This window comes from Rhodoferax sp. (assembly GCF_018063565.1).
GTDB lineage: Bacteria > Pseudomonadota > Gammaproteobacteria > Burkholderiales > Burkholderiaceae_C > Rhodoferax.
Genome location: NZ_JAGPBB010000096.1, coordinates 1 through 11075 on the forward strand (window position 1 = coordinate 1; position 11075 = coordinate 11075).

General features: G+C 62.3%; 13 protein-coding genes. 5 read left to right on the forward strand and 8 right to left on the reverse strand.

The window, feature by feature from the left end:
* The first annotated feature begins 56 nt into the window (after positions 1 to 56).
* A complete protein-coding gene (locus KBF66_RS16500) occupies positions 57 to 632 on the forward strand; it encodes a TMEM165/GDT1 family protein (protein ID WP_296659801.1) in 576 nt (191 codons plus the stop codon).
* A 103-nt stretch (positions 633 to 735) separates the two neighbouring features.
* Here the strand turns inward: KBF66_RS16500 and modD are convergent, their stop codons facing one another.
* The 3 genes from modD to KBF66_RS16515 are packed head-to-tail and all read right to left on the reverse strand — an operon-like array spanning position 736 to position 2426.
* The gene (gene modD / locus KBF66_RS16505; RefSeq protein ID WP_296659756.1) at positions 736 to 1584 is read right to left on the reverse strand and encodes a ModD protein; all 849 of its coding nucleotides are present in this window, start codon (positions 1582 to 1584) and stop codon (positions 736 to 738) included.
* A 39-nt stretch (positions 1585 to 1623) separates the two neighbouring features.
* Complete coding sequence (locus KBF66_RS16510) at positions 1624 to 1842, reverse strand: helix-turn-helix transcriptional regulator (RefSeq protein WP_296659760.1); 219 nt, start codon at positions 1840 to 1842, stop codon at positions 1624 to 1626.
* Between the two features lie 8 nt (positions 1843 to 1850).
* Positions 1851 to 2426, reverse strand: coding sequence for a DUF2975 domain-containing protein (locus KBF66_RS16515; protein WP_296659765.1), 576 nt, complete (start codon positions 2424 to 2426; stop codon positions 1851 to 1853).
* Positions 2427 to 2510: 84 nt separating this feature from the next.
* Here KBF66_RS16515 and KBF66_RS16520 point away from each other — a divergent pair, with 84 nt between their 5' ends.
* From KBF66_RS16520 to modC, 4 genes are all read left to right on the forward strand, one after another.
* Entirely contained in the window at positions 2511 to 3098 is a 588-nt protein-coding gene (locus KBF66_RS16520; protein WP_296659767.1) for a hypothetical protein, read from the forward strand.
* A gap of 203 nt (positions 3099 to 3301) precedes the next feature.
* A complete protein-coding gene (gene modA, locus KBF66_RS16525; protein WP_296659770.1) occupies positions 3302 to 4057 on the forward strand; it encodes a molybdate ABC transporter substrate-binding protein in 756 nt (251 codons plus the stop codon).
* 26 nt (positions 4058 to 4083) lie between these two features.
* Positions 4084 to 4764 (forward strand): molybdate ABC transporter permease subunit, encoded by a 681-nt coding sequence (gene modB / locus KBF66_RS16530; RefSeq protein ID WP_296659773.1) that lies wholly within the window; start codon positions 4084 to 4086, stop codon positions 4762 to 4764.
* Positions 4761 to 5861, forward strand: a complete 1101-nt coding sequence (gene modC / locus KBF66_RS16535; protein WP_296659775.1) for a molybdenum ABC transporter ATP-binding protein — start codon at positions 4761 to 4763, stop codon at positions 5859 to 5861. The genes modB and modC overlap by 4 nt, the downstream gene beginning before the upstream one ends.
* 66 nt (positions 5862 to 5927) lie before the next feature.
* On the opposite strand, the gene KBF66_RS16540 is transcribed toward modC, so the two are convergent.
* The 5 genes from KBF66_RS16540 to fdhF all read right to left on the reverse strand — a co-directional run.
* On the reverse strand, positions 5928 to 7163 hold the full coding sequence (locus KBF66_RS16540; RefSeq protein WP_296659779.1) for an FAD-dependent oxidoreductase: 1236 nt from the start codon (positions 7161 to 7163) through the stop codon (positions 5928 to 5930).
* A 6-nt stretch (positions 7164 to 7169) separates the two neighbouring features.
* Complete coding sequence (gene elbB, locus KBF66_RS16545) at positions 7170 to 7886, reverse strand: isoprenoid biosynthesis glyoxalase ElbB (RefSeq protein WP_296659787.1); 717 nt, start codon at positions 7884 to 7886, stop codon at positions 7170 to 7172.
* A 36-nt stretch (positions 7887 to 7922) separates the two neighbouring features.
* Positions 7923 to 8150, reverse strand: coding sequence for a formate dehydrogenase subunit delta (locus KBF66_RS16550; RefSeq protein WP_296659789.1), 228 nt, complete (start codon positions 8148 to 8150; stop codon positions 7923 to 7925).
* A 3-nt stretch (positions 8151 to 8153) separates the two neighbouring features.
* Positions 8154 to 8981 carry a formate dehydrogenase accessory sulfurtransferase FdhD gene (fdhD, locus tag KBF66_RS16555; protein ID WP_296659794.1) on the reverse strand — a complete coding sequence of 276 codons (828 nt, stop codon included), beginning with the start codon at positions 8979 to 8981 and terminating at the stop codon, positions 8154 to 8156.
* Between the two features lie 12 nt (positions 8982 to 8993).
* Positions 8994 to 11075: formate dehydrogenase subunit alpha (gene fdhF / locus KBF66_RS16560; RefSeq protein ID WP_296659798.1), on the reverse strand; the 2082-nt coding region annotated here is incomplete at its 5' end.

Sequence of the window (11075 nt, forward strand, 5' to 3'; positions counted from 1 at the left end):
GCCATGTCCGGACAATTGCGTTGGTCATTTTTCTTGATCCGGCCTGGGAATTTTTCATGGAAGCCTTCTTGATCTCCACCGGCATCGTCGCCTTGGCCGAAATCGGCGACAAGACGCAGTTGCTTGCCTTCATCCTCGCGGCAAAATTCAAACGCCCACTGCCGATCATTTTCGGCATCCTGTTTGCCACGGTCGCCAACCATGCCTTTGCCGGTGCGCTCGGTGCCTGGATCACCACCGTGGTTGGACCCGAAACACTGCGCTGGGTGCTGGGCATCTCGTTCATTGTCATGGCCGGCTGGACGCTGATTCCGGACAAACTGGACGAAAACGAAGCCAAGCTGACGCGCGCGGGTGTGTTTGTGACCACGCTGGTGGCGTTTTTTCTGGCCGAAATGGGCGACAAGACGCAGGTCGCCACGATCGCGCTGGCGGCCCAGTACCACGCCTTCTTTTCGGTGGTGGCGGGCACCACGCTGGGGATGATGATCGCCAACGTGCCAGCCGTACTCGTAGGCGACAAGCTGGCGCACAAATTGCCTGTTCGCCTGGTGCATGGCGTCGCGGCCGCCATCTTTGCCATACTTGGCGTGGCCACGCTACTGGGTGCGGGTAAAAGCTTGGGATTCTGAAGTGAGCGACAGACTTTTGCCAACCTGGGATAACGCAATCAGCTCTATTATGGGTAGCAATTTGGTCTGCAACGCCAGCACCATCCGGCAGCTGTGCCCTGGCTCATAGCGCTTGCATCCGCGCCGCATAGTCGGCTGCGGGGACGGTGTAGAGGCTGGAGGTCACCAATATATCCACACCAGTCGCCGCGTAGGCTGCAGCGTTGTCGAGCCGGATGCCGCCGGCGGCATTGAGGGTCAGGTGGCTGGCCCGGCTGGCTTGTCGCAGGCGTGGCACCAGGGTTGCAAGTTGCTCGGGCAGCATTTTGTCAAGCTGCACACCGTCGGCGCCGGCCACCACGGCGGCCAGCGCATCGGCCTCATCGTCGGCCTCGATCAGCACAAATTTCTCCGGGCTGGCGGCCTTGGCACGCGCCACCAGTTCAGCCACGCTCACCCCGGGCAAAAAAGCCCGGTGCTGGGCAAACACCAGAATGCTCTCTGACAACCCGGCCCGGTGCACCACGCCGCCGCCGCACAGCACGGCATACTGCTGCCAGCGCCGCGCCCCCGGGAACGCCTTGCGCGTAGCCGCGACCTGAATGCCTGGATTTGCCTGGCGCGCTGCCTGCAACAGGTCCGCCGTAGCGCTGGCGATGCCGCCTAAATACTCCAGCAAATTCATGCCCTGCTTCCACGCCACATGCAAGGCGTGGGCGTTGCCATGCAGGCGCAACACCGGCTGCTGCGCCGCCAAGCGGGCACCGTCTTGCGCCAGCGGTTCAGCGCGCAGCCCCAGGCTCTGCGCCATCTGCAAGCAGGGCTTGAGCCCAGCCAGCACGCCGGGCTGACGTGCGCTGTAGGTCAGCGTGCCGGGTACGTCGGGCAGGCCCAGCGCCCGCGTGGTTTCGTCGTGCAAGGGCAAATCTTCACAGATCAGGTGGTCGATCTCGGCGTGGGTGAAATAAATCATCAAAGAGTGCCCTTGGGAATTGAGAAATGCCACAGCGCGTCACGGTTGAAGCGGGTCGGATTCATACACCAGCAAATCCGCTGGCTGGCATTGCAGGTAGGCGCAGATCTTCTCCAGTGTGTCAAAGCGCACTCCCTTGACCCGGCCCTGTTTCAGCAGTGACATATTGGCCTCGGTGATGCCAACGTGCTCGGCCAGGTCTTTGGAGCGGACCTTGCGCCGCGCCAGCATGAGGTCGAGTTGAACAATGATGGGCATCGGGTCGCTCAGACAAAGCGTGCGTTTTCTTCAGCCAACGCCTGGCCTTGGCCAATCACATCGGCCATCAGCCACACCAGCGCCGCAAAGAACAGCGTGAACAGATGGTTGGAACTCAGCCCAATGGCCACGTGCCGGGCACCCGGCGGGTTTTGCAGCGTCAGCAGCACCGATGTCAGCGCCGCCGCCACGATGGCAGCCAGCGCCGCCGCCGCGACCCAGCCGGCAAAACGGCGCAGGTGCCCGGTGGCCTGCGCGGTGAACACCTGCCCCTGGGCAAACTCGGAAAAACAGCGTTTGGCTTGCAACAGGCCCAGTAGCAGCAGCACCAGTGGCACTGTCGTCACCGCCCCGGCGGCCACCCGTTGCCATGCCTGCAGTGGCAACTGAATGGCATTGGCGGGCAGGTTGCCTTGGCTGGCCAGTTCAGCCGCAGGGCTGCTGGCCCAATACCACACCAGAGCCAGCGGCAACACAGTGATCAGCGCCACACAGGCCCACACCATCAGCCGGCTCAAGGTGCGAATACGTTGCAGATGATTGACCGTGGCAGACGATAACAAGGGGGATGAAAGAGTTGCCATGAAATAAGCCCGACTGCGTTGGATTGACAATTTGTTTCTGTTTTACAATAATTATTCATTGTAAAACAACGCTTGTCAACCACCATGAAACAAATCCTTGTCCAATTCAGCCTGCTGGCTGTACTGCTCAGCCTGAGCGCTTGCGGCGGTGTGCCCTTACGGTCGCTGCCACGCCTGATGAGCCTTCAAAGCGAACTGCTGGTGGCCAACCCGGCTGAATTCATGGTGGCCCTGCAGGTGGATGCCCGTTTGGTGCCCCCTGCTGGGGCGGTGCCCCTGCTGATCGTGAAACTGCAGCCGGCGCAGGCCGGGGCGTTTGAGCCCATTGACAAGAAGCTGCCGTTGCAACTGTCGGTGACTTCGGTGTCCACACTGGGCCTGGAGCCGCCACCTACCGGGCGGCGCTGGCTGATTTACAGCCTGCCCGCGCCGACACAGGCTGAGCTGCTGCGGGTACAAACCACCATCCAACACGCCAAAGCCCTGCCCAATGGCCAAGGGGCGGGCAGCCTGAGCGTGGGCGTGGAACAGGACTCGCTGGCGGTGACCGAACCCGCGCTGACCAACACCCGTTGGGACACCTGGCTACAGACGCGCCAGCGCGATGGTTTTTTTGAAGTCTGGAGCGGCACACCAGACCAGATCAGAAAGTTGGCCGCTGGCAGGAAATAGCAGGGTTCCTCGGGGCACAACGCGGTCAGTGCAGACCCAGCAGCAGCGCCAACAAGCCAAGACAAGGGAACAAAGACCGGCTGGGGTATGGGTTGCGCTGCAGTTTTGTTAAACTCGCTATTCTGTTTTGGAACAGCGAAACTCTTCTCCTTTTAACAACAGCAGCCGCCCGACGCAAACCCCTCAATCCCGGAGTCCATGCCATGCGCCAAATCACCCGTGCCCTGTCTGCCCTCGTGCTGACCGTGCTGGTTCACACCAGCGCCCTTGCCGCCGAAGCCCAGGTGGCGGTGGCGGCCAACTTTGCCGAACCCATCAAGGCAATCGCTGCCGTGCTGGAAAAAACCGCCGGCCACACGATCAAGGTCACGCTGGGTGCCACCGGCAAGCTGTATGCGCAAATCAAGAACGGCGCGCCATTTGACGTGCTGCTGTCAGCCGACACCGCGACACCGGAAAAACTGGAAAAAGAGGGCCTGGGACATCCTGGTAGCCGCTTCACCTACGCCACTGGCAAACTGGTGCTGTGGTCAACCGATGCCAAACGGGTCGATGCCAAGGGCGAGGTGCTGAAAGCCGCCAACCTGGGCAAAGTGTCTTTCGCCAACCCCAAGGTAGCACCCTACGGTGCTGCCACCGTGCAAGTAATCGACAAACTGGGCCTCACAGCAATCCTCGCGCCGAAACTGGTGCAGGGCGAGAGCATTGGCCAGACCTTTACCTTTGCCTCCACCGGCAACGCTGACGTTGGCTTTGTCGCCATGTCGCAGGTGCTTGAAGGCGGCCAACTCAAAAGCGGCTCAATGTGGGTGGTGCCGCAAAATCTGTACGACCCGATCCGCCAGGACGCGGTGGTGATGCAAAAATCGGCCAATAACGAAGCCGCGCAGGCGCTGATGAAGCTGCTGAAAAGCCCCAACATCAAAGACCTGATCCGCTCCTACGGCTACGAGCTGTGAAACCACGCTGTTGAACCGCCCTCTTCATGCTGCTATCCCCCGACAACCTGCAAGCCATTGCGCTGACGCTGAAGGTGGCGACGCTCACCACGGCGCTGTTGCTGCTGTTGGGCACACCGCTGGCCTGGTGGCTGACGCGCAGCCGCCATTGGTTGAAAAAGCCGGTTGGCGCGCTGGTGGCGTTGCCGCTGGTGCTGCCGCCCTCCGTGCTGGGTTTTTACCTGCTGGTGACGATGGGTCCACATGGCCCGGTAGGTCAGTTGACGCAGGCGTTAGGACTTGGCGTGCTGACATTTAGCTTTACCGGCTTGGTGATTGGCTCGGTGCTGTATTCGCTGCCGTTCATGGTGCAGCCGCTGCACAACGCGTTTGAGGCACTGGGGAATCGCCCGCTGGAGGTGGCCGCCACACTGCGCGCCTCGCCCTTTGACACCTTTTTCAGCGTCGTCGTGCCACTGTGCCGACCCGGCTTTGTGACAGGCATCATCATGAGCTTCGCCCACACCGTGGGTGAATTTGGCGTAGTGCTGATGGTCGGCGGCAACATTCCCGGCATGACGCGCGTGGTGTCGGTGCAGATTTACGACCATGTGGAGGCCGCAGAGTACGCCGATGCGCACCGCCTAGCCGCCGTGATGCTGGTGTTTTCATTTGCCGTGCTGCTGGCACTGTACAGCTACAACCAGCGCCAGCGCAGGTCGCCATGAGCACCGACTTGCAGTTGCGCATCGGCCTGCAGCGCGCCGGCTTTTCGCTGGACGTGGACCTGAACCTGCCCGGGCGCGGTGTGACGGCGTTGTTTGGCCCCTCGGGCTCGGGCAAAACCACTTGCCTGCGCGTGCTGGCCGGGCTGGAGCCGCGCGCGCAGGGGCGCATCAGTGTGGCCGGCGAGCTGTGGCAAGACAGCGCACAAGGCGTCTTCAAGCCGGTACACCAGCGCGCGCTGGGCTATGTGTTTCAGGAGGCCAGCCTGTTTGAGCACCTGAGTGTGCAGGCCAACATCCGCTACGGTTTTGAGCGCACACCGGCGGCGCAGCGCCGCCACGACTGGGACCACGCGCTGGCGCTGCTGGGCATTGAGCATCTGCTGGCACGCATGCCGCACGAGTTGTCGGGTGGCGAACGCCAGCGGGTGGCGATGGCCCGCGCCGTGGCGGGCAGCCCAAAGGTGCTGCTGATGGACGAACCACTGGCTGCGCTCGACGCACACCGCAAGGCCGAAATCCTGCCCTGGCTGGAACAGTTACACGAACGGCTCGACATTCCGGTGCTGTATGTCACCCATTCGGCCGACGAAGTCGCGCGTCTGGCCGACCACCTGGTGCTGCTGCAGGCCGGCCAAGTGCAGGCCAGCGGCGCGCTGATCGACTTGTTGACCCGTCTGGACCTGCCGCTGGCCCAGGGGGACCAGGCCGCGGCGCTGATCGAAGCGCAGGTGTGCGCTGGCACGCATGGCGAACACCTGACGACGCTGGCGTTTGCCGGTGGCCAGCTGTTGTTGCCGCAAACCGGTGCCAATCCACCAGCGGCTGGCAAGCGGGTGCGCCTGCGCATCCAGGCGCGTGATGTCAGCCTGTCTTTACAGCCAGCCCAACATACCAGCATTCTCAACATCCTGAGCGCTACCGTGGTCGATCTGGCCGACGATGGCTTTGGGCAGGTGCTGGTGGGTTTGCGCCTTGGAGACGGCCCGCAGCCGCTACGACTGCTGTCGCGCGTCAGCCGGTACTCGGCCCAGGCGCTGCATATTGCGCCCGGCCTGGCGCTCTATGCACAGATCAAGGGTGTGGCGCTGGTGCGCTGACCGGGCGCAAAGACATCATGCTTTTGATAGCTGACAGCACAATAGGTGTAAGCGCTAGAAGCCGATTTAGCCCTGATTCAGCTCAACAAACGCGTCCATCACCAAATGCGGGTTTTGCATCAACCGGTCCTTCCAGGGCCCCAGGTGACGGCGCGACTGGATCAAGCCACGGATGGCGCCCACATGGTGCGGGTGACCGACGGTGATGGCACCGATAAGCTGGTCTGCCTCAAAACACAGCCGGGTGTAGAGGTAGTTGGCCTCATCCACCACGTCGGTCACCTCACCCGCCGCGCTGCCTTGCCACAAGCCAAAGGTGTGCGAGATCAGCCCCACGGTATCGAGCACATTCATGCTCAGGCTGCCACGGTAGGCCACCGGTTGACCCAGCATATTGAGCGCGGCCACCCGGCCATGCTCGGTGGCCGTGGGCTGCAGCGCGTGCACAACCCACTCGCCGGTGGAAAAGTCGCGCCCCTGTGCCACGTCGCCGGCGGCATAGATGTGCGGCACGCTGGTGCGCATGTGCTCGTCGACCACCACGCCGCTGCGAATTTCAGCTCCCGTGCCCTTGAGAAAGGCCACATTCGGCTCGACACCGGTGGCAAGAATGATCAGGTCAGCATCGATGGTGCGGGTGTCCATCACCAAGCGCGGGCCGGGCTCAATGCGCAGCGTGCGCCCCGTTGTGATGACATCCACCCCGCGTGCCTCCAGCCAGCGCTGCAGCAGGCCGCTGCCGACCGGCGTCATCATGGATCGCAGAATCTGCCCGGAGCGCCCAGCCACCACCGAGAGCCGCGCGCCGCTGTTCACCAGCGACTTCATGCACACGCCGGCGACAAACCCCGCACCCAGCATGACCACGCGGGCACCCGGCCTGAGCTTGGCGGCAATCCGGCGCGCGTCATCCAGCGTCCAGCAGGTCACCACATCGGGCAGGTCAGTGCCGGGGATAGGCGGCAGCGTCGGCGACGAGCCGGTGGCCACCAGCAACCGGTCGTAATCGAGCTGCGTGCCGTCATCCAGCGTCACCTGTCCACCGCTGACTCCAGCATTGACTTGCATGGCGCGCGCATTCAGGTATTGGATGCTTAAACTGGCCAGGTGCTGGTGTGAACGGCGCTGGCGCGCACCGTCTTCGTCAATCGCACCATTCAAAATGTAGGGGATTGCCATGCGCGAATAGGGCTCGCCCGGCTCGCCGCCCACCAGCGTGATGCTGGCATCGGGTGCATGGTCACGCAAGGTTTCTGCGGCCCGAACGCCAGCCGAACCGGCGCCAATGATCACATGTTTCATGGTGTTTTACCCTCCAGTGCTGATCACGTTTCTGTGGGCGCGCTTGAGTACCTCGGCCACACATTGCCCAATGCCCACAAACACATCGGCCAACGATGCTTCATCAAACATATAGGCCGGCGTGGTGACCAGCTTGTGCGCTTCATCGATGACCAGCTCCCGCGCGCTTGATGTGCTGGTGAACTGTTGGCCCAGTTGCGTCATGGCAGCAGCGACACCGGCGTCGTTGCCCAGCGTCATAACCGCGCTGTCCTGCTTGCCATGCAGGGCCAGCGCGACCAGCGCTGGCGCGATACAGATGGCCCCCACCGGTTTCTCAGCAGCAAAAAAACCGCCAACAAACGCCGCCACATCCGGACGCACTTCAGCTTCGGTCCCCTTGAAAGCAAAGCTGCAGTGGTTTTTGGCCACGCCATAACCACCCGGCATCATCAGCGCATCAAAATCCTGCACCCGGGCTTGCGCCAAATCCAGGCATTTGCCCATGCGGGATATTCGGCTGGACTCTTCCAGAATATTTCGCTCAGCACCCGGCACTGGCTCGCCGGTGATGTGGTTGACCACATGAAACTGCGGCGCGTTGGGTGCGATGCATTGGTAGGCCGCGCCCTGCTGGTCCAGCGCCAGCAGGGTCAGCACAGCTTCGCGAATTTCGGCACCATCAAGGTAGCCGCAGCCCGACAGCAAAACGGCCACACGGGGAGATTTTTGGACATCAATCATGAGCTTCCTCGGTAGTTTGGGCGGATTATCCTGCTGTCAATCAAACAAACCACGATGGTTACGCAGCGCTGCTTGCACGATGTCGCTCAAACCATGCTCGTCCAAGGCATCCAGCCGAGCCAGCAGCGCCCGGCGCATGCGCGGGTCCCAGAACTTCTTCAGATGCTGAGCGATGCCTTCGTACGCCTCATTTCGATCGGGCATACTTTCAAAAAAAGTGCCAATCTGATTGGCCATGCGGATCAGGTTGTCGTCGTTTGTCATGGGTCAATTCAGTTCAAATCGTTGCGGATGGCTGTAAATCGAGACATTCTCGCCGCGCACAAACCCGGCCAGCGTCAGGCCGCTGTGCTGCGCCACATCGACGGCCAAGCCGGTCACGCCTGACACCGCAGCCAGCAAACCGATGCCCGCGGCGGCGGCTTTTTGCACCATCTCGACACTGGCCCGGCTGGTCACCACGACAAAACCTCTGGACGGATCGGTTTTGCTGCGCAGCAGCGCGCCGATCAGCTTGTCGAGTGCATTGTGGCGGCCCACATCTTCGCGCAGCAGGGCAATCTGGCCGATGGCACTGCACCAGGCGGCGGCATGGGTGGCCCCGGTGACCGACAGCAGCCCTTGCCGCCCACGCAAGCTGGCCTCGGCGCAGCGCAGTGCGGTGGCGGTAAAGCTGCAGCGCGGCGCCAGGGGCCGGACCGGACGCAGTGCGTGGGCCAGGCTTTCGGTACCGCACAAGCCACAGCCGGTGCGCCCGGTCAGGTTGCGGCGCTGATCTTTCAGCCGCGCAAAGCAGCCCGCTGCAATGCGCAGATGCACGGTGTAGCCCTGCGCCGAGGCGCTCACGTCGCAGTCAAGCACTTGCGCCAGACTGTCCACAATGCCTTCGGTCAGCGCAAAGCCGCAGGCAAAGTCTTCCAGTTCGACCGGTGTGGCCAACATCACCGCGTGCGAGATGCCGTTGAACTCCAGCGCCACTGCCGCTTCTTCGGCCACGTGATCCTGCCCATACAGGCGCTGGCCGGCGCGCAAACCCACCACCTCGACACAGCGATAGCTCAGTTCAGCAGGCATGGGTTTGACGGACATGTCCATACGGTGGCCACCTCAGCCTGCGCTGACCGGCGCATTGGCACGGCCAGTCGGTGGTGGCTCCGCCTGCCTCTGAGCCAGCGCCAGTTGCTCGGCGTGGAAGCGCTGGTACGACTTCTGCCACTCGGAGGGCTGCGCCACCGGCATCACCTGCACCGCCGTCACTTTGTATTCCGGACAGTTGGTGGCCCAGTCGGAGTTGTCGGTGGTGATGACATTGGCCCCCGACTCGGGGAAGTGGAAGGTGGTGTAGACCACGCCGGGCTGAATGCGCTCGGTGACCTCGGCACGCAGCACGGTCTGCCCGGCGCGGCTGACGATGCCAACCCAATCGTCGGGCTTGATGCCGCGCTCTTGGGCATCGTGCGGATGAATTTCCAGCCGATCTTCACTGTAGAACTGGCTGTTTTCGGTGCGCCGGGTTTGCGCACCCACGTTGTACTGGCTCAGGACACGCCCGGTGGTCAGAATCAAGGGGTACTTGCGCGTCACCTTCTCGTCGGTGGCCACATACTGGGTGTTGAAAAACTTGCCTTTGCCGCGCACAAATGCCGACGTGTGCATGAGCGCGGTGCCGGATTCGACCGTGTTGTCGTTGCAAGGCCATTGAATGCTGCCATGCTGGTCGATTTTGGCGTAGGTGACACCGTGAAACGAAGGTGTCAACGCCGCGATTTCCTGCATGATCTGCTCTGGGTGCGTATAGCTCATGGTGTACCCCAGCGCGTTGGACAACTTCATCGTCACTTCCCAGTCGGCCAGACCGGCCAGCGGTGGCATGACCCGGCGCACCCGCGAGATACGGCGCTCAGCATTGGTGAAGGTGCCGTCTTTCTCCAGGAACGAACTGCCTGGCAGCAGCACATGCGCGTACTTGGCGGTTTCGTTGAGAAAAATGTCCTGCACCACGATGCATTCCATTTTTTCCAGTGCTGCCACGACATGCTGGGTATCGGGGTCCGACTGCACAATGTCTTCACCCACGCAGTACAGGCCCTTGAAACTGCCACCCAGCGCGGCATCGAACATGTTGGGAATGCGCAAACCCGGCTCGGAGTTGAGCGTGACGCCCCAGGCCTGGTTGAACTGTTCGCGCACCTGGGTGTTGGAAATATGCCGGTAGCCCGGCAGGTCGTGCGGAAAACTGCCCATGTCGCAACTGCCCTGCACGTTGTTCTGGCCGCGCAACGGGTTCACACCCACGCCTTCACGCCCGATCATGCCGCAGGCCATGGCCAGATTGCAGATGCCAATCACGGTGGTCGAGCCCTGGGCGTGCTCGGTCACGCCCAAACCGTAGTAGATGGCCGAGTTCGGGCCGGCAGCAAACAACCGGGCGGCCGCGCGTACCTCGCTGGCAGGCACCCCGGTCGCCGCTTCGAAGGCTTCGGGCGAGTTGTCGTGCCGCGCCACAAAAGCACGCCACTCGTTGAAACTCTTGGTATCGCAACGCTCGGCCACAAAGTCTTCGTTCACAAGCCCCTCGGTCACCACCACATGCGCCAGCGCGGTGATCACCGCCACGTTGGTGCCGGGTTTGAGCGCCAGATGGTGCGCGGCCTGAACATGGGGCGAATCAACCAGATCGATTTCGCGCGGGTCAATGACGATCAGTTGCGCCCCCTGGCGCAAGCGGCGCTTCATGCGCGAGGCAAACACCGGATGCGCGGCGCTTGGGTTGGCACCCATCACCAGCACCACATCAGCCTGCTCCACCGACTTGAAGGTCTGCGTGCCCGCCGAGGTGCCAAAAGTTTCTCCCATACCGTAACCGGTGGGCGAATGGCAAACGCGCGCGCAGGTATCGACGTTGTTGTTGCCAAAAGCCGCACGAATCAGCTTTTGCACCAGGTAAACCTCTTCGTTGGTGCAGCGCGACGAGGTGATGCCACCGACAGCATCCACGCCATCCGTGGCCTGAATGCGCCTGAACTCACGGGCGGCATGGTTGAGGGCCTCGTCCCAACTGACTTCCTGCCAGGCGTGGTGGATGCTCTGGCGGATCATCGGCCGAGTAATGCGATCCTTGTGCGTGGCGTAGCCCCAGGCAAAGCGGCCCTTCACACAGGCATGGCCTTCATTGGCCCGGCCGTCCTT

Coding starts and splice junctions, on each gene's coding strand:
- KBF66_RS16500 (WP_296659801.1), top strand. CDS start 57: ATGGAAGCCTTCTTGATCTCCACCGGCATCGTCGCCTTGGCCGAAATC.
- KBF66_RS16515 (WP_296659765.1), bottom strand. CDS start 2,426: ATGGCAACTCTTTCATCCCCCTTGTTATCGTCTGCCACGGTCAATCAT.
- modD (WP_296659756.1), bottom strand. CDS start 1,584: ATGATTTATTTCACCCACGCCGAGATCGACCACCTGATCTGTGAAGAT.
- KBF66_RS16540 (WP_296659779.1), bottom strand. CDS start 7,163: ATGAAACATGTGATCATTGGCGCCGGTTCGGCTGGCGTTCGGGCCGCA.
- KBF66_RS16510 (WP_296659760.1), bottom strand. CDS start 1,842: ATGCCCATCATTGTTCAACTCGACCTCATGCTGGCGCGGCGCAAGGTC.
- KBF66_RS16520 (WP_296659767.1), top strand. CDS start 2,511: ATGAAACAAATCCTTGTCCAATTCAGCCTGCTGGCTGTACTGCTCAGC.
- modA (WP_296659770.1), top strand. CDS start 3,302: ATGCGCCAAATCACCCGTGCCCTGTCTGCCCTCGTGCTGACCGTGCTG.
- modB (WP_296659773.1), top strand. CDS start 4,084: ATGCTGCTATCCCCCGACAACCTGCAAGCCATTGCGCTGACGCTGAAG.
- modC (WP_296659775.1), top strand. CDS start 4,761: ATGAGCACCGACTTGCAGTTGCGCATCGGCCTGCAGCGCGCCGGCTTT.
- KBF66_RS16550 (WP_296659789.1), bottom strand. CDS start 8,150: ATGACAAACGACGACAACCTGATCCGCATGGCCAATCAGATTGGCACT.
- fdhD (WP_296659794.1), bottom strand. CDS start 8,981: ATGGACATGTCCGTCAAACCCATGCCTGCTGAACTGAGCTATCGCTGT.
- elbB (WP_296659787.1), bottom strand. CDS start 7,886: ATGATTGATGTCCAAAAATCTCCCCGTGTGGCCGTTTTGCTGTCGGGC.